This window comes from Pseudoalteromonas fuliginea (assembly GCF_000690055.1).
Taxonomy (GTDB): domain Bacteria; phylum Pseudomonadota; class Gammaproteobacteria; order Enterobacterales; family Alteromonadaceae; genus Pseudoalteromonas; species Pseudoalteromonas fuliginea.
In genome coordinates this window covers 123361-146659 of the sequence record NZ_JJNZ01000026.1, presented here as the reverse complement: position 1 = coordinate 146659, position 23299 = coordinate 123361, and the positions used below count along the sequence as shown (strand labels likewise).

Genomic DNA, 23299 nt, shown 5'->3' with positions numbered 1-23299 from the left:
TATGGGGGTTGCAGGGTATAAATAGCCTAACTAGTTAATTATTAAATAAATAATAGCTAGGCTATAAAAAGCACATGTGAGTGTTGATGTTTAATTAAGTGCTTCAGCTTGTGCTGCTTGAATGGCCGTTAGTGCAATGGTATACACAATATCATCAACTAATGCACCACGACTTAAGTCGTTAACAGGTTTGCGCATACCTTGTAGCATTGGACCAATACTTATTAAATCAGCGCTACGTTGTACTGCTTTATAGGTAGTATTGCCTGTATTTAAATCAGGGAATATAAATACAGTCGCTTTACCTGCAACAGGGCTATTAGGTGCTTTTTTAAGTGCCACGTTTTCCATAATGGCTGCGTCGTATTGAAGTGGCCCATCAATGATTAAATCAGGACGCTTTTGCTGCGCTATTTTTGTGGCTTCGCGTACTTTTTCTACATCAGCGCCCGTGCCAGACGTACCCGTACTGTAACTGATCATAGCTACACGCGGCTCTATACCAAATGCAGCAGCAGAGTCGGCAGATTGAATAGCTATATCTGCAAGTTGTTCAGCATTAGGGTCTGGGTTAATCGCACAGTCACCATAAACTAACACTTGGTCAGGCAGCAGCATAAAAAACACGGATGATACTAACGATGATCCTGGCGCTGTTTTAATTAACTGCAGTGGTGGGCGAATTGTATTGGCAGTGGTGTTTACTGCACCCGACACTAAGCCATCTACCTTACCTTGCTCAAGCATCATTGTGCCAAGTACCACGTTATCTTGCAGCTGCTCTTGCGCGACTACGGCAGTTAGACCTTTGCTTTTACGAATTTCGACCATAGGCGCAATATAATCATTAATGATGCTTTTAGGCTCAATAATACTTACGTGTTCGTTAAGCTCAATCCCTTGTTGCTCTGCAATGCGCATTATTTCTTCGCGATCGCCAAGCAATATAGTTTTAGCAATGCCGCGTTGGCCACAAATAGCAGCCGCTTTAATAGTACGAGGTTCATTGCCTTCTGGTAGCACAACTGTTTTTCCGGCTTTACGGGCTTTGTCTGTTAACAAGTAACGAAATGCTGGAGGCGATAATTTACGTGTTTTACCTACGCTTTTTGCTAACGTGTCTAACCAGTCAGAATCAATATGTTCAGCGTTATGATCTTTTACTTTTTCAATTCGTTGGTCGTCGTCGTTTGGTACTTCCATATTAAAGTTATGCAGTAATAACGAGGTGCGCCATGTATCGCCATCAGTAGCGAGTATAGGCAAGCCAGTTTGCATAGCTTGCTCACACAAGGCCATAATACGTGGCTCTGGCTCAAAGCCACCGGTGAGTAATATAGCGCCAAGCTTAGTGCCATTCATAGCTGATAAACATGCAGCTACGAGTATGTCTGAGCGATCGCCTGGTGTTACCAATAAGGCACCTGGGGTAAAGTAATTTAAAATATTTGACACTGTACGCGCACAAAAAGTAATACGACGCAGGCGACGATGCAGCATATCGCCTTCGTTTATTATCGTTGCTTTTAAATACGCGCTTAAATCTTTTACGCGAGGTGCGACGAGGTCAAAATCCCACGGAATTGCACCAAGTAACATAAACGGGTTTTTTCTAAAAATAGGTAACGACGCTAAACGATTTAATTCGTTTTCAAGTTCTTCTGGTTTGTAGGTGTCAACTAAATCGGCGCGAGCGCGGCCCTCTTCATCAAGTGGCGCATTTACTTTATTAAAAATACAGCCAAGTACGCGAGGGTGATCAATTCCACCATAGTTACCCGCTGCGATTTCAAGGCGGTCTTCTATTTGTGTAATGCTGTAATTACCGGGGGTGAGTACAAATACAATGTCGGCGCCAAGTGTTTGTGCAATTTCACGATTTACACGTCCAGCGTAAGGTTGACGACGAGTAGGGACCATACCTTCTATGATGGCTACTTCATCGTCGTTTATTTTGCTCTCAAAACGCTCAACAATTTCCTCTAGTAGGTCGTCACCTTTGCCATCGCCAATCATTTGCTCTGCGTAATCGAGTGCAAAAGGTGTAGGTGGGTTAATCGGTGAGCCTTGGGTAACTATTTGCGTTGATTTTTCAGGGCCCGTTTCACCCGAGCGGGGCTGCGCAATTGGTTTAAAAAAGTTAACTTTAACTGTTTTTTGCTCAAGAGCGCGGACTAAACCAACAGAGACAGAGGTTAGACCAACACCTGTAGAGACAGGAATTAACATAATACGACGCGCCATATTAAAGCTCCTTTGCTATGTTTGCAGCATCAAGTGCAATAACCCACTCTTCATTTGTAGGCATGACAACGGCTTTACTACGTGCCTGTGAAGAGCTAATAATACCTTCTTGGCCAAAACGAGCATTAAGATTAGCTTGTTGATCGCAATCGAGTCCTAAAAAGGCAAGCTGTGAGATTACTTTTTCACGAATAATATCAGAGTTTTCGCCAATACCGCCGGTAAAAATAATCGCATCAAGGCGTTGTAGTGGTACCATATAAGCGGCAATTTGTTTTGAAAGACGGTAGCAAAACATATCAAGCGCGAGTATTGCTTTTTTATTACCGGCAACAGCCGCTTCTTCGATTGTGCGGCAATCATTAGAAAGCTCGCTGATACCTAATAAACCACTTTTTTGATTGAGCAAGTTATCTATTTGCTGTGCAGTGTAATCGAGCTGCGTGGTTAAAAAGTTAAACAGGCCTGGATCTATATCGCCACTACGGGTGCCCATCATTAGGCCCTCTAGTGGTGTTAGGCCCATACTGGTATCTACACTCTTACCATTTTTAATAGCACACACTGAACAACCATTACCTAAGTGGGCACTGATAAAGTTACTTTGCTCAATAGGTTGATTAAGTAGTTTTGCTGTTTGGCCTGCAACATAAAAGTGGCTTGTGCCATGAAACCCATAACGTCTAACGCCAAATTCTGTATATAGCTTATATGGCAGTGCATAAAGGTAAACTACTTCATTCATCGTTTGGTGGAACGCAGTATCAAATACGGCTATTTGTGGTAAGCCTTCGAACGATGCCTGTGCAGATGCAATGCCTAATAAATTAGCATGTCCGTGAAGTGGCGCAAGTGTTGCTGCCTGTGTAATACCCGCAATGACCTTCTCGTCAATCAAAACAGATTGCGTAAAATGCTCGCCGCCGTGCACAACACGATGACCCACAGCAATAAGTTGCTCATCTAAGCTATGATCTTTTATTAGGCTTACTAACGTATCTATTGCCTCTGCATGGGCTTGACCTGATACTAAGTTAATGACAGTTTTAGCGCCGTTGAATTTATATTTTATAGAAGGAGTTGTTGCACCTAAGCGCTCTGCTAGACCAGATATAATTTCGTGGCCCGTGTTTGCATCAATAATGGCAAATTTTAAGCTGGAGCTACCACAATTTAGTACTAAAACGTGTTGTGACTTAGGGGAGGTTGTTGGCATAAATTCATTTCCATAAACAAAATTTAGTAAGTGAACGTGAAACATTAATCGTTACACTCAGAGTGATAAATAAGGCTAAAACATTTAATTAAGCTAAACTAAAATGTAGCTGAATCAATGCGAAATATTTTACCCCAGTTATGGAATTTAGTTTAGTGTTTTGCACACTTTAACAGCAAAATTAAGCACTTTTACTGAGAAAGTAAAAGCCCTTAAAATTGTGTTACACTTTAGAGATAATCAATTTAGTATTGTGTTTTAATAGAGTCACTGTGAGGAGTCATGATGCAAAAAAGTGTGATGTCACAAGTACAAACAGGGCGGTTGTATGCAAAACAATGGCCAATGAGAAAAGAACTAGCACCTCTATTCATCGAGTTTAAGGTTATTAAAGCTACTGATCTTGCGATCACAGTTATGCCTATTTTAGCCATGCTTACGTTATTTTTTCAGCTGAATTACCTAGGTCCAGACTTCTTACCGCAAGCTATTGCGAGTGCTTTATTTTTTATCTCGTTACCGTTGCAAGGCTTATTGTGGCTAGGTAAACGCGCGCAAACACCTTTAGAGCCAGCCATGCAAAAGTGGTATCACGAGCTTTATACAAAAATGGTTGCCAACGGTTATCAAGCGCAGTTAAGCGAAAAAAAGCCTCGTTATTTGGAGCTTGCGAGTCTACTTAAAGACATGTTTGATAAAATGGATAAAGCGTTTACGAAAGAGCAATTTTAGACGTCGTTAAACTTACGCCTAAATAACTCCAAATTTGATTATGCAGTTTTTGTAAACTGCGTAATGTAAAATGACAAGGTGACAGTATGCTCGCCTTTTTCCTTGAGTGCTTCCCAATGTTCTGGCCTGAACTTCCATGCAAATGGCGTCATCATTATTAAGTTTTTAATATCAGTAAAGCTAAGCGCGACATGCTCTGTTAAAAGAGCTTGCTCTGATTTTTGAAACCCTTTTGGCGAAGATATTTCAGTATGTTCGTTTACTTTTGAATATATATACGACTTTAACTCTTTTAAATGACAAGGACCTGGGCTTGCAACCACTAACGTTGCACTTTGATTTGCAAGGCGCTCAAGCTCTTGCTCAAACAAAGGTGCAAATACGCTAACAAGTACATCAGCAAATTGGCTTTCAAAAGGCGCTTGGCTAATTGATGCCACACTAAAGTTGCAATTAGGGTAGCGCTTTGCTGCATATTTAACCGCAGATTTTGAAATGTCGACGCCGTACACAACTGCGTTTGTTTTACTTGCTATTGCTTGAGTATAAAACCCTTCACCGCATCCCAAATCAATAATAGTATTTGCACTTATATTACTGATTATGTCGCTAAGGTTTTGTTGCAAAAAGCCATAATAGCCACGCTCTAAAAATGCACGCCTAGCTTGTACCATTTCAAGCGAATCGCCTGGTTGTTTTGAGTTTTTTTGTTGCACAGGCAGTAAATTAACATAGCCCTCTTTAGCAACATCAAAGCTATGGTTGTTAGCACAACGAAGTGTTGAATCAGTTTTCAAAAGTGCGTGGTTACACAGTGGGCATTGATATTGTAGACTCATGAGTCTAGGTAGTCCTTATCGTAAAAAGTTTTTACCCAATGCGGGCGATAGGTGATCATAACTGTTATAGCCATACCGTTGAGCATTGCTTCAGGAAACCAAATTATGGCACTTAAATAAACGTAGTTATCTGCGAGTTCTTGCCAATTGTATTGCCCTATAGCTAAGTAAAATAAAGCACCTAGGCTTATTTTTATACAGGCTATAACCCCTGCAGTTATGAACGCACAAACAAATATATAAACAAAAAAATGACGAGGTAAATACTGGTAACTAATTATAAAGCCAAGGTAGCTTAGTAAAATAGGAATAAACGCACCAATAAGCAGTTGAACTGGTAACAGTTCAAGTTCAATTTGACCAAATGCAGTCAGTAGGGCTGTGGCAAGTAGGCTACTTAAAATAGTCAATCGCCAGCCTAAAATTAATGTTGCAGCTGTAACGCCTAATATGTGTAAATCGAGACCAGTTAAAATTCCTGCTTTTATTCGCCAAAGCACTGCAAACACTAACGCACATGCAAGCACGCCAGTTTGACGGGCTGGCGTATTAAGCAATGTTTTATATGTTTTTTTATTAAAGCTTAGTAGGGCAATAATAATTACAAGGGCCCAAAGTAGCCCTTGTATTGTTATGCTGAGCATAGTAATTACTTAAATGTTGACCATATAGGGGCATGATCTGAGGGTTTTTCAATACCGCGCAGTTCGTAATCAATACCAGTATCTATACAGCGTGCTGCAAGCTCATTAGTTGCAAGTACTACATCTATTCGAAGTCCTCGGTTATCTACAAACCCCTTAGAGCGATAGTCAAACCACGAGTATTGATCGTCTGTTTCTGGGTTTTGTTCTCTAAAGGTGTCTTTAAAGCCCCAATTAAGTAATGTTGCAAGCCATTCACGCTCTACCGGTTGGAAAGAACATTTACCCGTTTTTAACCAACGTTTAGCATTTACTTCACCAATACCAATATCTAAATCGGTAGGTGATATGTTGATATCGCCCATAACAATTATATCTTGATCGGGTGTATGGTTTGTTTCAAGGTGAGTCATCAAGTCAATATAGAACTGGCGTTTATAAGGGAATTTAGTTTCGTGATTGATATTATCGCCTTGCGGGAAATAACCATTCATTACGGTTAAATCACGACCGTTTTCTTGCTCTACAGTAACGCTTATCATGCGTTTTTGCGATTCCTCTGTATCGGTAGCAAATCCTTTTAAGACCGATTTAGGCTCTTTCTTGCATAACATAGCCACACCATAATGTGCCTTTTGACCATGGTAATAAACGTGGTATCCCATTTTTTGCACATCTTCTAGTGGGAACGCCTCATCATGAACCTTAATCTCTTGCAGTCCAATTACGTCTGGTTGATGTTTATCGATAATTGCTTGTAATTGATGAAGACGAGCACGCAGACCATTGATATTGAAAGAAATCACTTTCATTGAATTTACCTTAAAATTGGTTCTATTTAATGCACCAAATTGTATCAGTATTTACGCGTACATAACATGACTGAAATGGAGAAAATCGCTGCATAATTGTTGACCAAATGGTGCTTAAAGTTTAAACATTGTTAATGCTATATTAATTTGTTAAATAAATAAAAAATTCAATTGATATCTAAAAAGTAGGTTATATAATGCGCGAAATCACTCAATAAGCTCGTTCAAATAGGATCTCACATGAAAACACAACTAATTTTAGCCGCAGCACTTTTAGCATCAACTACGGTCTCGGCACAAAGTAATTCGTATTTTAGTAAAGATAATAAAATAGAATCTAAATTGTGTGTATTAAGTGCCAATGAAGGCTTTTCTGCCGCTCGTAAAGAAGCAGCCCAGCATGGTGTGTTTTTATCACGCTTTTCACAAAGTATTTTGTGTAATGGCGAAGATATTCGTGATATTGCTAAAAAAGGAACAACTGCTGAAGTGATTAAAACTAAAGTTGAAGTGTTTGCTAAAGACACTCAACAAGAAACACAACTGTGTATGACTGCTTTAAAACAAGGTCTAGCGCCAGTTCGTCAAAAAATCGGTAATTTAAACTCTCTAAAGTGTAATGGTCAAAAAGTAACTGATTTTGTAAAACGTTATCAAAATGCGGCTATTTAATAACACAAAGATTTGAAAAGCATGCCCAGTATATTTATATATACTGGGCTTTTTTTTTGCAAAAATTACAAAGCACTTTGCAAAGTTTTCAGATATAACTTATTGAAATTGTTTGTTAAATGCTCTATTTATTTGTAACTATTTGATTTTAATTAGTTAACTAACATTGGCATCCGAATTGTATTAGCTAAAGTGACATTTATTTAATTACAAGGACACGTCTTATGAAAAAGTTAACATTAGCAACAACAATTTTAGCATCTTTGAGCCTCGCGGCTTGCTCTTCAAATCAAGGCCTTGAGAAAATAGACAGTGATTTTGCAAGCCTGGACAACGACAGCGATGGCTACATTTCAAAAGTCGAAGCGGATGATGATAGCATCTGGGAGCATTTTTCGAATATTGATACCAATATGGATAATGAAATTAGCCGTAAAGAATTTAACGCCTACATGCAGCTAAATGCAGGTAAAGTGGCGACTGATAGTGACGTAAGTGAATCAGCGTTTAAAGCTGAAATAGCTAAGTTTGATAAAATTGAGAGTAGTTTTTCAAGTTTAGATAATGATAGCAACGGTTATATTTCGATTGCTGAAGGCAACGATGATGATATTTCAAATCATTTTGATTATATGGATGAAAACCAAGATAAGCGCATCAGCAGAAGTGAGTTTAAGGGTTACATAAAAAAATACGGTAATGCTGTAGCCGAAGATGACGCACTAGAAGCAATTAAACGCAGCTAATATTTGTTGTTTTAAAGAGTAAATTAGAAGCCAGTGATAATCACTGGCTTTTTTGTGTTTAAAATCTAGTTATTTAGTAGATATATTTTCCTAGTTTGGTGTTGTTCTGTCATAATAGATGGCTGTGTATTTTTATTTGTTAAGAGTGTGTATGGCGGGTCGGCGAATTAGTGATGAACAACTAGTTGAGATCATTGAAGCAGCTATTTTTGTTGCAGATAAGCCTGTTAGTAAGCGCCACCTTAAAGACGTAGTATTAATAGATTTAGCTATTTCTATGGCGCGAATAAACGACGCAATAGATACTATACAAGAACATTTTCAAACTCGTGGTATTCGTCTAGTCGAAGTTGGCAGTGGTTATCGCTTTCAGGCATGTAGTAGTTTAAGCCCTTGGTTAAATAATTTGTGGCAAGAACGTGCGCCTAAGTATTCACGTGCTTTACTGGAAACATTATCGCTTATTGCATACAGGCAGCCCATTACACGTGGCGAAATTGAGCAAGTAAGGGGAGTTACTACGGGTTCGAATATTATAAAAACCTTACTCGAAAGAGAGTGGGTTAAAGTGGTAGGGCATAAAGAGGTTCCGGGTAAACCGGCTTTATATGCAACTACTAAACAATTTTTAGATTATTTTTCGTTAACAGGTTTAGATAATTTACCAGCACTGCCAACAGAGCAGCAAAGTAAAATTAACCAGTTATTAAGTGATCCTTCTGTGAGAGAACCATCCGAATGAGTATACAAGGTGAAAAGTTACAAAAAGTCCTAGCCCGTGCAGGCGTAGGCTCGCGCCGTGAAATGGAAAAATACATTGATGCAAACCGCGTTAGTGTAAACGGTAAAGTGGCAAAGTTAGGCGACCGTGTTGAGGAAACAGACTTAATTCGTGTTGACGGACACACTGTGAAAATTGAAGAAAAAGCAGATAGAATTTGTCGTGTAATTATGTATAACAAACCAGAAGGTGAGCTAAGTACACGTAAAGACCCAGAAGGGCGTCGTACTGTATTTGACCGACTTCCTCGTATTGATGGCGATCGTTGGATTGCAGTAGGCCGCTTAGACGTTAATACATCAGGTTTGATGCTGTTTACTAATGATGGTGAGTTAGCAAACCGTTTAATGCACCCAAGCTATGAAGTAGAGCGTGAATACTCTGCACGTGTATTTGGTGAAGTAACCAACGAAACGGTTAAAAACCTACTACGTGGTGTTGAGCTTGAAGATGGCCCAGCCAAATTCACGACTGTAACCCCAATGGGTGGCGAAGGTGTTAACCGATGGTTTAACGTAACGTTAAATGAAGGGCGTAACCGCGAAGTCCGCCGTTTATGGCAATCTCAAGATGCGGAAGTATCTCGTCTTATTCGTATTCGTTACGGTAAATTGGAGCTAGATAAGCGCGTACCGCAAGGTGGTTGGATGGAGTATGATCTAGAAACGGTAAACTATTTACGTAAAACCGTTAAATTAGGTCGCGAGACGCAGACTAAGCTTTCTGTTATGCCAGAAAAGCGCAAAGATAAACGCGCTAAAATCAACCAAATCCGTAAAGCAGTTAAAAAACACAATCAACGTGTTAAGCCGACTAAACGTAAATAATCAATTAGTTATTTATTTAACACAAAAAAGCCGCTCATTGCGGCTTTTTTAATGTGCTTTTAAATAACACAGGACTTAGGCTGAGTTATTTTTTTACCTGAGCATCTAACGATTCGCCATTCACTTCATTAGAATCGTCACTCATTAGATATAAATAGGTAGGCATTAAATCCTCTGGTGTAGCAAGCGCGTCTCTATCTTCACCTGGATATGCAGCCGCTCGCATTGAAGTGCGCGTAGCACCTGGGTTAATACAGTTTACACGAATGTTTGTTTTACCTACTTCACATGCCCATGTTTGCATCATGCCTTCTACTGCAAATTTCGAAATGGCATAAGGTCCCCAAAATTCACGGCCTTTGCGACCAACACCTGATGATGTGAATACGATTGATGCATTATCAGATTTACGAAGAACCGGAAACAAGGCTTTAGTGATCATAGCTTGTGCAGTCACGTTTACTTTCATTATATTTTCGAACGTAGATGAGCAAAAATGCTCAAGTGGGCCAAGCGAGCCTAAAATACCGGCATTATTAAGAAGCCCATCTAGGCGGCCAAACTGATATTCAATCGTTGCGGCAAGGTCGCGGTAGTTTTGCTTCGTTGCGCCTTTTAAATCCATAGGCACAATTGCAGGTTTAGGATAACCTGCATTAACAATTTCATCGTAAACACATTCAAGTTTATTAGTTGTTTTACCTAATAAAATAACCGTAGCACCATACTTTGCATATGTAATGGCTGCTAATCGACCAATGCCATCGCCGGCGCCTGTTATTAAAATAACTTTATCTTTGAGTGCGTTTTCAGCTGCTTGATAAGTGTGCATAAAAGTACCAAATTGTATGATTTTTTTAATTTTAACATAGCAAAACGTGAAGTAATCGAATTTATTGCAAAATTAGGTGGCGAAAATAGAAACTTTACGTTAAGTTTAACTGGTCTAATGTCTCATTAATAACCTGATTACATTGTTTTAACTTAATACACTGATTAAACACACTATAAAAATAAAATATGTGCGGAGCCAACAATATGAAAAAAATGCTACTTTCACTCTCGGTTACAGCTGCTTTAGCAGGTTGTGGCGGTGGAGAAACGTTAAAAGATGTTAAAAACGATACAGCCCCAGTTATTCCAACGGCAACAGTAAGTTTTGACCCTGCTAATGGAGTTATATCTGTTCCAAACGATTTGTTAATGAGTGGTACCCAAGACGGTACATTAAACATTCCTGGTGAATTAGATGATGATAACGTGTCTATTCCACGCACAGCTTATGCCAACCCACAATTGGCTCTAGGCGCACTTGATGGTTGGTCTTCGCAGGTTCCTTATAAAATTGATTTAACATTCCCACCGAGTGTAAGTTTAGATGAAGCATCTGCTGGGGCTCCTGGTACGGTTAGAATTTTTGAAGTAATAATGGGTGCAAGCTTAACGGATGAAGAATGTTCGGTAGTAGCTGCAGGTACTGCTTGTAAATTAGTGGGCGAACTTACCTTTGGTGTTGACTTTGTTACTCAAGCTTCAGGTAATGCTGTTGCAATTGTTCCTCTAAAACCATTTAAAGCTGGTAGTTCATACATTAATGTATTAACAACAGGGCTTAAAGACTCATTGGGCCGCTCTATTGAGCCATCTTCAACTTATGGGTTAGTTAAACAAGAAGCGCCATTAATTACAGCAGCCCAACTTGGTTTGCAGGGCGCAGTTAATAGCTACGAAAATGTAGTTGTTAGTTCTGGAAATATTACGAAAGACGACATTATTTTCTCAGGTGCGATGACTATTCAATCAGCAGGGCCTGTGCTGGGTACTATCAAGCAGTTGTTAGCAGTGAGCTTGCAACAGCCAAGTATGGCAACACCTGCTGTGCAAGTACCAGAACAACCAATGGTAAATGTACAACAAGTATTTGCTTCACAAGGTGTTGAAGTATCGCCTGCTTTTTCTGGTGTTCAATATCAAAAGGGTAGCATTATGCTTCCTATGTACCTAGGGACTCCAACAGGCACTGAGATAAGTGATTTAAACGATACATATTGGCAAGGTATGTGTGATAACGCGGTAGCAATACTTGGTTATAAAGCTGTTGCCGGTGATGCTTTTCCTGCAGAACCTATTAGTGAGAATGACGGGTTATGTTTTGCATTGAGTAGTGGACAGCTTCGAGATTTAGGTTTAGACAGCACGCGTCATTTAACTAAATATAATACCATTCCAAAAGTACAAAGCATGGCGAATGTGCCAGTACAACTAACAAAACCTATTTTACCAATTATTAACGGTGTTCGTGCGCAACTACAATTACCGGCTATTGAAATGCCAGAAAATGGCTGGCCTGTTGTAATTATGCAGCATGGTATTACTACGCAAAAAGAAAGTATGCTAGCGTTAACTGCCCAACTTTCTATTCAAGGTTTTGCAACTGTAGCAATTGACCACCCAAGACATGGTGAACGCGGTATCGATGTTGATGGTGATGGAAGTGATGACTTTAATGCAACAACAGGTTCGGTACTTAGTTATATGGACTTGAGTTCATTACTTGTTGCGCGAGATAGCCTACGTCAATCAGCGGCTGATTTATTAGGCTTACGCTTGGGTTTAAACTTTATTAACGATACGACTATCAATAGTAAAGATGTTACCTACATCGGGCATTCGTTAGGGTCTATTGTAGCCCCGGCATTTATTGCTCAAGCTAATAGCCCAATGGCGCCTACTGTTGACCCACTGTTTAATGTAAATACAGTAGCACTTGCAAGTGGCGGCGGTGGCATAGCAAGCTTCTTACTTGAATCTGCTGCGTTTGGTCCATTTATTCAAGGTTCAGTACTTTCACAAGCTGGTACAACCGAAGCTGATGAACTTAATGTCTACCTACAAGGCGCTGCGCTTTCTAACTGTGGCTCATTAGTACCAGACATGGAAGCTTACTTGACATGTGGTTACAATGAATATGTTGCATCACTTACTACTGCGGGTGAAACGACTAAACTTACTAACATTCAAGGTGTATTTACACAGTTTGCATTTGCGGCACAAACAGCACTTGATAGTGGCGATCCAACTAACTACGCTGCCACGGTGAAAGCATTAGGTACTCCTGTTTATACTAATGTTGTTGTGGGTGATGGTGTTGATAACAAGCCCGACCAAGTGATACCGCCAATGGCAGCTAATAATCCTATTTCTGGCACAATTCCATTAGCTAACTTGATGGGTCTTGAAACAGTAAGTACTTCGCAAGCATTAAGTGAAACACCTTCGAGCTATTTAGTTAAATTTACTAAAGGGCATCATGGTTCTATATTAACGCCAGCTCAAGATGCTGCAAAGGCTTCAACTGTTGAAGGCAGTGCTGCTGCTAATGCAGAAATGCAGCTGCAAGTAGCTACTTATTTAGCTGCACGTGGACGTATGTTGTTAGTTTCAGACTCTGAAGTTGTGACTGATTAATAACCAGTAAAATAATTAACCTTTAAAAGCCACTGAAAAGTGGCTTTTTTTTGTTTTAAAGCATGTTAAATTAGCTGAAATTTATAAATGGAGAAACCAGTTGGAATTTTTATACGAGTACGGTTTGTTTTTTGCTAAAACAGTTACTTTTGTTATCGCTATCGCAGTTATTCTAATGTTGATAGTTGGCGCTGCAGTTAAGCCAAAAGCTAAAAAAGGTGAAATACAAATAGATGATATATCAGAGCAATTAGAAGAACTTAAAGAAAGTTTTTTGCAAAATACGCTCGGTAAAAAAGAGCTTAAAGCACACCAAAAACAGATTAAATCGCAAAGTAAAAAAGCAGATAAAGACGAAGCTAAACCTCGTTTATATGTAATTGACTTTGTGGGCAGTATGGATGCACACGAGGTGGAAAGCTTACGAGAAGAAATAACAGCCATTATCTCTATTGCTGAACCTAGTAAAGACAAGGTCCTTATTCGTTTAGAAAGTGGTGGCGGGGTTGTACATGGGTACGGACTTGCTGCTTCGCAACTACAGCGTATTAAAAATGCTGGCATACCCTTGAGTGTCTCAATTGATAAAGTGGCTGCCAGTGGAGGGTACATGATGGCATGTGTTGCCGATGAAATACTCGCTGCACCATTTGCAATTGTTGGCTCTATTGGGGTAATTGCTCAAATTCCTAACTTTAATAAAATATTGAAGAAAAATGATGTTGAATTTGAACAAATAACTGCTGGTGAGTTTAAGCGTACACTGACTTTATTTGGTGAGAATACGGATAAAGCTCGTGAAAAATTTCGCGAAGAAATTGAACAAACTCACGACTTATTTAAAACATTTGTGAGTACACAACGCCCAAGTTTAGATATAAATCTAGTTGCGACAGGCGAGCATTGGTTTGCAACGCAAGCTATTGAAAAAGGCTTGGTAGATGTTATAAAAACAAGTGATGATGCTTTATTAGAGCAGCAACATGAACGCCAAATCTATAAAATTAAATATAAAGTCAAAAAAGGACTGAGCGATAAGCTAGCGCTTGGCTTGAGTAGTGGCGTAAATAAAGTCGGGATAAACTTACTTTCTAAATTTAAGTCCCTAAATCCTTAGATTAGAATTTTTAACCTGAGAACAAGCTAATTATTTTTACTCGAAAAAAACCTTGATGCAAAACATCAAGGTTTTTTATAACTCAATAGTCATAGATTATGAATCAATAGACTTATGATAATCTTCTAAATCTTTAGCTGCGTTAGGGTCATTGAATACGCTTTCATCAAGTTCACCTTCAGACTTGGCAACAACACAGGTAACCATACAGTCACCAGTAACATTTACCGCAGTACGGGTCATATCTAGCAATCTATCTACGCCAATTATAATAGCAATCCCTTCTACAGGTAAGCCAACTTGGTTAAGTACCATTGCCAACATTATTAAGCCAACACCAGGAACACCGGCTGTGCCTACAGATGCGAGCGTAGCTGTTAATATGACCATTAAATAGTCAGAAATCGTTAAATCAACACTAAACACTTGTGCAATAAATACGGTTGCGACGCCTTGCATAATCGCTGTACCATCCATATTAATGGTTGCACCTAGGGGTATAGTAAATGAGGCAACTGAGTTGCTTGCACCTAACTTTTTAGTCGCAGTTTCAAGTGTAATAGGCATGGTTGCGCTAGAGCTTGATGTACTAAATGCAAATAAACAGGTGTGCTTCATTTTAGCTAAGAAAATACGCGGGTTTAAGCCCGTTAGTATTTTTAATAGTAATGTGTAATTTACAAGCGCATGTAATAGCAGGGCCAAAACAACAACGCCAAAATATTTAGCTAGGCTCACAATTAAATTGAGCTCTATTGTAGTGAACAGCTTTGCCATTAAAAAGAACACGCCATATGGTGCAATGTTCATTAATAAAGTAACTAATTTTAAAATAACTGTGTTTAAGTCTTCAAATACATCAGCAACGCGTTTGCCTGCTTTACCACTTAGTGCCATAGCAATGCCAAATAGTAATGCAAATACAATGACTTGTAGCATGTTGCCTTTAGCCATTGCTTCAAATGGATTTGTTGGGAACATGTCTATAATAACTCTAGCTAGAGTAGGTGCTTCTTTTGCATCGTAACTCGCTTGAGAAGGTAAGCCAATTCCTTCCCCGGGATTAAATAATAAGGCTAGGGAGATTGCTACTGTAATAGCTATAGCTGTAGTTAGTAAATATAAACTAATAGATTTGCCACCTAAGCGTCCCAGTTTTTTTGGATCGCTAAGGCTGCAGGTTCCACAGACAAGTGAAACAAAAACGAGCGGAACAACTAACATTTTTAAGCTAGCGATGAATATTTGCCCACCCACATGAAAAAGGCCATCGACAAAAAATGCTTTAATTGGCAAAGAGAATAACCCAAGTGGTATTAGATAATCGTCTTCACCAGCTAAAATAGCCTGAAATATAAAGCCTACTATAACCCCTAACCCCATACCTATCATGATGCGAGTGGTTAAACTCATTGAACGGATTTTTGACATATACCCTAATCTACTTTTAATAAATTTTGTCATAGACTACCAGTCTATAAATATTTATACAGAAAAAGTTAGTATTTATTGAAAATTATTTTATACAAAAAAGTAATAAAAAACTGTGATTTTAAACTAGGTTATAGGTTAATATTAGGTAAATAACGTTTAGTTAATAATAACAACACTAGGGAGAGGTCAATGCCTTTAACGCGATTGCTCAGTATTATGTTACTTAGCTTTTTACTCATGGCTTGTGGCGGAGGTGGAACGCTTGAAAAAGATGGCACAGTGGGTGGTGATACTGACACCGACACAACTGTTTATACAGTAACCCTTCAAGGGTATTCTCAAACTAGTGACTCTGAATCAAATGCAGTAACTGCTGACGCGCCAATAGATTTACGTGTAACACTTAAACAAAATGATACCCCAGTTGCAGGAAGACGCATAACGTTCAGTTTAGCTGATGGTGTGGGTGAACTTACTCCAGAGTCGGCATTAACCCAAAGTGACGGTATTGCCACTGTTGAACTTTCTGCGGGAACAATTACAGGCGCGGGAGAAGTTACTGCGACGTATACTATTGATGGCGCATCGTATACAGACGTTTTTGATTTTCAGACTCAAACTGAAGTTATACCTAAAGTAGAGCTGGCCGTTAATTTACAAACATTAAATGGAGGAGAGGCCAGAAATGTAAATTTTTTAACGCCCGCAATTGCACAAGCAATACTTCTGTTAGATGGTGAACCAGCTGCTTTTCAGCTCATACAATTTAATCTATCAGGCTTTGGAACAATAAATCCGTCTAATGGAACAGCAATGACCAATAATGAAGGCATTGCTAAAATAGATATACTTGCTGGCACTGAAGCTGGTGCAGGAACTGTTTCAGCTACTTATATTACTGAAGATGGCAGTAGTATAAACTCTAATGCTTATACTTACACTACAGCAGGCGACGCTCCTGTGCTGGGATTGTCGGAAGATTTTACGATTGATTTAAGCTTACTTTCGGCGACAACGCTGGCACAAACGAGCCAGATTAGTGCAAGTGAAAGTGGTTTAATTAAGGCGCTTGTTCTAGATTCTGATAGTCAACCGGCGGTTGGAGAAGTTGTTACCTTTAACTCATCGCTTGGTAGTTTATTGCCCAGTTCAGGGACTGCACTGACTGACTCAAAGGGCATAGCTACGCTCAATTTGACATCAGGAACAATTGAAGGGGCTGGTATTGTTACCGCTCAGTTTGAAGCGGTTGAATCTACATTGGGCTTTTATACCAGTGGGGATGCGATTGATCCAAATCAAAGCAGTGCCGATATAGCATTTACAATATTCCAAAACTGCCCACCTGACTTCAAAACGACGAAGGATGTGAGTTTATGTGAAGAGACTGCCGGTATTTCTGGTGATTCAATTGGCATCCTTTATATTAAAGTTAATAAAAAGGATTCAACCATACCACTAACTCAAACTCTCGTTACGGCAACAACAACGATTGGCTCTATTTCACCTACAACGGGCACCGCAATCACCGATGTAAATGGTATTGCAATACTTGATATTATCCCCGGCAGAGATGTAGGGGCTGGAGAAATAACTGTTTCAGTATTGGGGAGCAGCATTACCAAAGCATTTCAGATAGCTGCTGTAGATATTGATATTACTATAACAAGCTCTTTAGCTGATGATGAATTTCTAGCCGCAGGTGCTACAGCACTAATTTCTATTGAAATTACTAAAGATGGTGAAGCCTATACAACCCCATTAAATGTAGAATTTTCATCAGGCTGTGTTGCAAGTGGTTTAGCTGTGATGGATGAAGCTGTTACCAGCATTGGTGGTTTCGCTCGTTCAACTTACCGACCTTTAACGTGTGTTGGCGGCGATATTATTACTGCAACAGTTGTTACTGGTGGTGATACTGTATCAGGTACGGCAACGATTAATGTATCTCCAGCTGATATTGGCTTCATCCAATTTATTGAAGTAACACAACCTGTCATTTCATTAAAAGGTACAGGTGGAGCTAACAGAAGTGAAATTTCAGAAGTTAGATTTAAACTAATTGATTCTAACGGCAATGCACTAGCTTCTAGAACTGTCGACTTTACATTATCCACTTCAGTAGGTGGAATTACGCTTAGTACCGCTTCGGCTATCACCAATAGTGCTGGTGAGATACAGACTACAGTTCAGTCTGGTGCAGTTGCGACGCCTGTGCGTGTTATTGCTTCAAGTAAAGATGATGTTGGTGGCGAAACTGTGGTTGTAACAGCGCCTTCGGATATTTTAGTTATAAGCACAGGGATTGCTGATCAAAATAGCTTTTCACTATCTCGCTCAGAGTTTAATACGCATGGTTTAAATGTTGATGGGACTTTAGTATCTGTTAATGCGCGCTTAGCCGATCATTTTAATAACCCGGTACCAGATGGCACTGCTGTAAGTTTTATTACTGAAGGTGGTGTTATCGAACCAAGCTGTACGACTACGAATGGCGTTTGTAGTGTTACTTGGACTAGTAGTAATCCACGCCCGTTTACCGATTCAATGTACGAAAATACAATTGCTCAAAAATGTGATGGTGGATTACCGTGTCCATTAGGTATTTTAAATAATGATCTAACATTAGATTTACCATTAGGGGGGCGTGCAACCGTTCATGCATATGCTATTGGTGAAGAGACTTTTTCAGACTTAAATGGTAATGGTTACTTTGATAGCGAAGACTTCTTTGATGATTTATTTGATATTCCAGAAGCTTTTATTGATAACAATGAAGATGGCACTTTTGGCGGTAAAGACTGTAACGATGGAACGGATCCTTGTTCACGTGATAACTCAACAGGCGATGAGTTTGAAGAGTTTGTAGATTTTGATGGTAATGGTTCTTGGACTACAGAGAACGGTTTGTACAATGGTTTACTATGCCGTCAAGAAGACGAAACTGCTGGTATATGCAGCCGCCAAATGGTTAACGTATTTCAAAACCAAGAAATTGTAATGTCTGGTGATGCTGCTTTCTTTAGGTTAATAACTTATGCCAATGATTGTGCTGCTATTACAGGCGTAACAGCGACTGAGGTGCGTGTAAATAGTGACCCTACAGGGCCTTTAGTGCGTAGTTCAACAGGCCAGCTAATGTGTGGAGTTGATTCAATAGACTTAACAGAAGCGACAGGAACTAATAGTGTTGGATTAACCGTGTTCATAGCTGATGCCTATAATAACCCTTTACCCGTTGGGAGTGAGGTAAGTATCGCCTCTGAAAATGGTATTCTAACGGGCACTAACAGTTATATCTTTCCTAATACAACAAGTTTTGTGCCTGTAGGTATTTCCTTTGGTATAACAAGAGAGCCAGCCGATGGAAGAAATGATATAACTGATGGTTTTTTAACAATTAGTGTTGAAGCTACATCGGGTCTTATTTCGTCAACTTCAATTGCAGTTACTGACGACGCTAAGCTATAATTTTATGATGTTTCAAAAAAATGCCAACCTTTAGGTTGGCATTTTTGTTTGTGTTCTATATATTCCACAACAATTATTCTAAAAACACCTGTTTGTTTAAATTAGCAACAGAAATTGTTCGTTTATTCAGTAAATACTGAAAAGTTTGTATTAAAAGCTTGTAACAACTAGTGTTTGTAGATATACCTATAAATATTCGCGCCGCTTAGAGCGGTAAACACATTTTTAATATTTGGTTAGAAATAGGCAACTATGGGCAAATCGCTAGTAATTGTAGAGTCACCTGCTAAGGCTAAAACAATTAATAAATATTTAGGTAATGATTTCATCGTAAAGTCTAGTATTGGACATGTACGAGATTTACCTACTTCGGGTTCGAGCAAAGCTAAAGTGCCGGCAACTAAAACGCCAGCAGAAGTTCGTAAATTGCCACCTGAAGAAAAAGCAGCGTATAAAAAACAACGAGATTATACCAACTTAGTCGCACGTATGGGAATTGACCCTGAACAAGGCTGGGAACCGCATTACGAAATATTGCCGGGTAAAGAAAAAGTTGTCCAAGAATTACAAAAACTGGCAGAAAATGCAGATCAAATATATCTCGCAACGGATTTGGATAGAGAAGGGGAAGCGATTGCTTGGCACCTTCAAGAAATCATTGGTGGAGAGCCTGAAAAGTATAAACGCGTAGTTTTTAACGAAATTACTAAAAATGCTATTCAACAAGCGTTCGAAACGCCGGGTGAGTTAAATACCGATATGGTTTTTGCTCAGCAAACGCGACGCTTCTTAGATCGCGTTGTTGGCTTTATGGTGTCGCCATTACTGTGGGCAAAAGTCGCTCGCGGACTTTCTGCAGGTCGAGTTCAGTCAGTTGCAGTGCGTTTATTGGTTGAACGTGAACGTGAAATTAAGGCATTTATACCAGAAGAGTTTTGGGATATTCATGCTGATGTTAAAAACACAGAGTCAGAGTTACGTTTAGAAGTAACCAAACAAGACGACAAGCCATTTAAGCCAGTAAATGAAGCTCAGGCTAGCGCAGCAGTTAAAAGCCTTGAGAATGCCGAATATAAAGTTGTTAATGTTGAAGAAAAACCAAGTAAGAGTCGTCCAAGTGCGCCTTTAATTACTTCAACAATGCAACAAGCGGCAAGTACACGTTTAGGTTATGGCGTTAAAAAGACCATGATGCTTGCTCAGCGTTTGTATGAAGGTGGTTACATTACGTATATGCGTACCGATTCCACTAATCTGTCAAAAGATGCAGTTGCTATGTGTCGTGAATATGTAACTGAGCAATTTGGTGAAAAATATTTACCAAAAGATCCAATTAACTACAGTTCTAAAGGCAATGCACAAGAAGCGCATGAGGCTATTCGTCCATCAAGTGTAACAGTGCTTTCTGGTCACATTGAAGGCGTTGACGCTGATGCTAAAAAATTATACGAGCTTATTTGGCGTCAATTTGTTGCATGTCAAATGGTGCCTGCAGAATATGATCTAACTACTTTGACTGTTGCAGCAAACGATTTTCAGCTCAAAGCAAAGGGTCGCGTATTACGCTTTGATGGTTGGACTAAAGTACAACCTGCAATTCGCAAAAAGAATGAAGAAGATCAATCATTACCACCGGTTACATTAGGTGAAACACTGACTCTTGTTGAACTTGATCCTAAGCAACATTTTACCAAGCCGCCTGCGCGTTTTAGTGAAGCGAGTTTGGTTAAAGAGCTTGAAAAACGAGGTATCGGTCGTCCTTCTACGTACGCATCTATTATTTCAACGATTCAAGACCGTGGTTATGTACGTGTTGAAAATCGCCGTTTCTTCGCTGAAAAAATGGGTGAAATTGTTACCGATCGTTTAGTTGAAAACTTTACAGATTTAATGAATTTTGACTTTACCGCTAAAATGGAAGGTCGGCTAGATGATATCGCGGAAGGCGAGCGCGTTTGGACTGAAGTACTTGATAAATTCTATGCTGATTTTTCAACGCAACTAACTGTCGCCAAAGATGAGCCAGAACAAGGTGGTATGCGTCTTAACGAGATGGTTGAAACAGATATTGAATGCCCTACGTGTAGCAGAAAAATGGGTATACGCACGGCCTCAACCGGTGTTTTCTTAGGGTGTACTGGTTATAGCCTTCCACCAAAAGAGCGTTGTACTACAACGATGAACTTGGTATCGGGTGATGAAGCTGTAGCTGCAGATGTTGAAGATGTAGAAACTGAAAAGTTAATGCAAATGAAGCGTTGTCCAATTTGTGAAACAGCAATGGACTCATACCTAATTGACGAAACTCGTAAATTGCACGTGTGTGGTAATAACCCCGCATGTAAAGGCCATGTAGTTGAGGAAGGTACCTTTAAAATTAAAGGCTATGATGGACCAATTATCGAATGTGATAAATGTGGTTCGGACATGGAGCTTAAATCGGGTCGCTTTGGTAAGTACTTTGGCTGTAATAACGAAGAATGTAAAAATACTCGTAAGCTACTTAAAAATGGCGAAGCAGCGCCGCCAAAAGAAGATCCTGTTCACATTACTGAATTAGAATGTGAAAAATCAGATGCGTATTTTGTTTTACGTGATGGCGCTGCGGGTATCTTTTTAGCCGCAAATACTTTTCCTAAGTCACGTGAAACACGTGCACCTAAGGTAGAAGAGTTAAAACGCTTTAGAGACCGCATTTCGCCTAAGTTTTATTATTTAGCAGATGCACCAGCTAAAGATCCTGATGGTAATCTTGCTGTTGTACGCTATAGCCGTAAAAATAAATCTCAGTATGTTATGACTGAAGTTGACGGTAAAGCTACCGGCTGGACTGCTCATTATGAAGCGGGTAAATGGACAGAAGAAGCGAAGAAAAAAGCAGCACCTAAAAAGAAACCAGCGGCTAAAAAAGCCCCTGCTAAAGCAAAGGCTAAGCCAAAAGCAAAAAAAGAGGCTGAATAAGTAAATAATCGCTTATTCATCGCTTTTAAAAGCTAAAAAAACCGGAACGCACAGCTTGTGTCGATTCCGGTTTTTTTTATCTATTTATATGTACTTCGCAATGGCTTTGTTAGCCGCACATATAATACCAACCTGCATAAATATTTGAACAATTTATCGAATTAAATCACTCTACAACGTTGTTAAAAATTTTTATTTAGAACAACTAGATACAAAATTTTTGCTTAGTTCTAGCGCGATTTTCTTATCGTTAAATAGACCACATATACAAGCAGATTGGTATGAATATTATTAAATTTTTACAGAAGATATTTTCTTGTATCCTTCTGATTCAAGTTCATCATTTACACACTTTAATACGTATGCATTTAGATCTTCATTACTTACGTCGTCATCTTTAGCCCAGTTAACACACATTTCTGTGTATTCTTTTATTGTTTCGGCTGAGGCGTTTGTCGCATCGTCTGCTACTGCGTAAGTTGCAGATACTGCAAATAAAGGTGCTACGATTAATGCTAGCAATGCTTTGTTCATTCGTTTATTCCTAAAAAAATGGTGTGACGACTGAATTACGCTATTTAAGTTGAAGCGTAAAACAATAGTGCCCAGTACAGAACAATTCTGTTGGTATGCTGATTTTTAAACGAAATTGAGATAAAAGATAACGAAATATTTTTATCGTGAAGATGAGTAATTCATCTATCGGTATTTTCACATCATTGTGTTGTTGTGAGTTATAAGCTAAGGTCGCTTTTTTAAATTAAAAGACCAAAAAATGTCATCACATACACCTCAAAAAAAGCCACGCCAAGCGAATAAATTAGAGCATGCGTTAGAATCTTTTATCTTTAAAGGACGTTGGCTTCTGGCCCCATTTTTTGTTGGTTTACTCTTTGCAGTTGTATTGTTACTAATAAAATTTTTTAAACAGCTTTATTTAATGGGTATTGCGACGTTTTCAGCAACTAATCAAGAATTACTTGTTGGCATTTTAACCTTAGTCGATACCGCACTATTAGCAGGGCTATTACTAATCATTACATTCAGCGGTTACGAAAACTTTGTTTCAAAGCTTGATATTGATAATCATGAAGACAGACCATCTTGGATGGGGAAAGTCGGTTTTTCAGGGCTAAAAATGAAACTAATAAGCGCAATCGTGGCTATTTCAGCTGTTGAATTATTAAAAGTATTTATTAACTCAGGTGCATACCCAAACGATGAATTACTGTGGAAGGTGATTATTCATGTTACGTTTGTTATGTCTGGTGTTCTATTTGCGCTAACTGATTACTTAAACAGTAAAACCCAAAGTCATTAGAAAAATTAAATGTA

General features: G+C 39.1%; 18 protein-coding genes. 10 read left to right on the top strand and 8 right to left on the bottom strand.

Annotation, left to right across the window (positions count from 1 at the left end; genetic code table 11):
- Positions 1 to 90: 90 nt before the first annotated feature.
- A complete protein-coding gene (gene pta / locus DC53_RS11320) occupies positions 91 to 2244 on the bottom strand; it encodes a phosphate acetyltransferase (protein WP_007375395.1) in 2154 nt (717 codons plus the stop codon).
- Between the two features lies 1 nt (position 2245).
- Positions 2246 to 3460, bottom strand: coding sequence for an acetate kinase (locus tag DC53_RS11325; protein ID WP_033029492.1), 1215 nt, complete (start codon positions 3458 to 3460; stop codon positions 2246 to 2248).
- Between the two features lie 285 nt (positions 3461 to 3745).
- On the opposite strand from DC53_RS11325, the gene yfbV reads away from it, so the two are divergent.
- Entirely contained in the window at positions 3746 to 4192 is a 447-nt protein-coding gene (gene yfbV, locus DC53_RS11330; RefSeq protein WP_007375393.1) for a terminus macrodomain insulation protein YfbV, read from the top strand.
- A gap of 38 nt (positions 4193 to 4230) precedes the next feature.
- Here the strand turns inward: yfbV and DC53_RS11335 are convergent, their stop codons facing one another.
- The 3 genes from DC53_RS11335 to xthA are packed head-to-tail and all read right to left on the bottom strand — an operon-like array spanning position 4231 to position 6487.
- Positions 4231 to 5031 carry a putative RNA methyltransferase gene (locus DC53_RS11335; protein ID WP_007375392.1) on the bottom strand — a complete coding sequence of 267 codons (801 nt, stop codon included), beginning with the start codon at positions 5029 to 5031 and terminating at the stop codon, positions 4231 to 4233.
- Complete coding sequence (locus DC53_RS11340) at positions 5028 to 5675, bottom strand: energy-coupling factor ABC transporter permease (RefSeq protein ID WP_033029490.1); 648 nt, start codon at positions 5673 to 5675, stop codon at positions 5028 to 5030. The genes DC53_RS11335 and DC53_RS11340 overlap by 4 nt, the downstream gene beginning before the upstream one ends.
- A gap of 5 nt (positions 5676 to 5680) precedes the next feature.
- On the bottom strand, positions 5681 to 6487 hold the full coding sequence (gene xthA, locus DC53_RS11345; RefSeq protein WP_007375390.1) for an exodeoxyribonuclease III: 807 nt from the start codon (positions 6485 to 6487) through the stop codon (positions 5681 to 5683).
- A 240-nt stretch (positions 6488 to 6727) separates the two neighbouring features.
- Here xthA and DC53_RS11350 point away from each other — a divergent pair, with 240 nt between their 5' ends.
- The 4 genes from DC53_RS11350 to rluB all read left to right on the top strand — a co-directional run bounded on the left by DC53_RS11350 (position 6728) and on the right by rluB (position 9513).
- Complete coding sequence (locus DC53_RS11350) at positions 6728 to 7159, top strand: hypothetical protein (protein ID WP_007375389.1); 432 nt, start codon at positions 6728 to 6730, stop codon at positions 7157 to 7159.
- A 224-nt stretch (positions 7160 to 7383) separates the two neighbouring features.
- The gene (locus DC53_RS11355; RefSeq protein WP_033029488.1) at positions 7384 to 7905 is read left to right on the top strand and encodes an EF-hand domain-containing protein; all 522 of its coding nucleotides are present in this window, start codon (positions 7384 to 7386) and stop codon (positions 7903 to 7905) included.
- 151 nt (positions 7906 to 8056) lie between these two features.
- Positions 8057 to 8647, top strand: a complete 591-nt coding sequence (gene scpB, locus DC53_RS11360; RefSeq protein ID WP_007375387.1) for an SMC-Scp complex subunit ScpB — start codon at positions 8057 to 8059, stop codon at positions 8645 to 8647.
- Positions 8644 to 9513 (top strand): 23S rRNA pseudouridine(2605) synthase RluB, encoded by an 870-nt coding sequence (gene rluB, locus DC53_RS11365; protein WP_002959716.1) that lies wholly within the window; start codon positions 8644 to 8646, stop codon positions 9511 to 9513. The genes scpB and rluB overlap by 4 nt, the downstream gene beginning before the upstream one ends.
- 85 nt (positions 9514 to 9598) lie before the next feature.
- Here rluB and DC53_RS11370 read toward each other — a convergent pair whose 3' ends face one another.
- A complete protein-coding gene (locus tag DC53_RS11370) occupies positions 9599 to 10345 on the bottom strand; it encodes a YciK family oxidoreductase (protein ID WP_033029486.1) in 747 nt (248 codons plus the stop codon).
- 206 nt (positions 10346 to 10551) lie between these two features.
- Here DC53_RS11370 and DC53_RS11375 point away from each other — a divergent pair, with 206 nt between their 5' ends.
- Both DC53_RS11375 and sohB read left to right on the top strand, forming a co-directional pair.
- Entirely contained in the window at positions 10552 to 12981 is a 2430-nt protein-coding gene (locus tag DC53_RS11375; protein ID WP_033029484.1) for a VolA/Pla-1 family phospholipase, read from the top strand.
- A 100-nt stretch (positions 12982 to 13081) separates the two neighbouring features.
- Entirely contained in the window at positions 13082 to 14098 is a 1017-nt protein-coding gene (gene sohB / locus DC53_RS11380; protein WP_007375383.1) for a protease SohB, read from the top strand.
- Positions 14099 to 14194: 96 nt separating this feature from the next.
- Here the strand turns inward: sohB and DC53_RS11385 are convergent, their stop codons facing one another.
- Entirely contained in the window at positions 14195 to 15529 is a 1335-nt protein-coding gene (locus DC53_RS11385; protein ID WP_033029520.1) for a dicarboxylate/amino acid:cation symporter, read from the bottom strand.
- A 192-nt stretch (positions 15530 to 15721) separates the two neighbouring features.
- Here DC53_RS11385 and DC53_RS11390 point away from each other — a divergent pair, with 192 nt between their 5' ends.
- Both DC53_RS11390 and topA read left to right on the top strand, forming a co-directional pair.
- A complete protein-coding gene (locus DC53_RS11390; RefSeq protein ID WP_033029482.1) occupies positions 15722 to 19003 on the top strand; it encodes an Ig-like domain-containing protein in 3282 nt (1093 codons plus the stop codon).
- Between the two features lie 252 nt (positions 19004 to 19255).
- On the top strand, positions 19256 to 21964 hold the full coding sequence (gene topA, locus DC53_RS11395) for a type I DNA topoisomerase (protein ID WP_008134073.1): 2709 nt from the start codon (positions 19256 to 19258) through the stop codon (positions 21962 to 21964).
- A 291-nt stretch (positions 21965 to 22255) separates the two neighbouring features.
- Here topA and DC53_RS11400 read toward each other — a convergent pair whose 3' ends face one another.
- The gene (locus DC53_RS11400) at positions 22256 to 22498 is read right to left on the bottom strand and encodes a hypothetical protein (protein ID WP_007375379.1); all 243 of its coding nucleotides are present in this window, start codon (positions 22496 to 22498) and stop codon (positions 22256 to 22258) included.
- Positions 22499 to 22739: 241 nt separating this feature from the next.
- Here DC53_RS11400 and DC53_RS11405 point away from each other — a divergent pair, with 241 nt between their 5' ends.
- The gene (locus DC53_RS11405) at positions 22740 to 23285 is read left to right on the top strand and encodes a TIGR00645 family protein (protein ID WP_007375378.1); all 546 of its coding nucleotides are present in this window, start codon (positions 22740 to 22742) and stop codon (positions 23283 to 23285) included.
- The last annotated feature ends 14 nt before the right edge of the window (positions 23286 to 23299 follow it).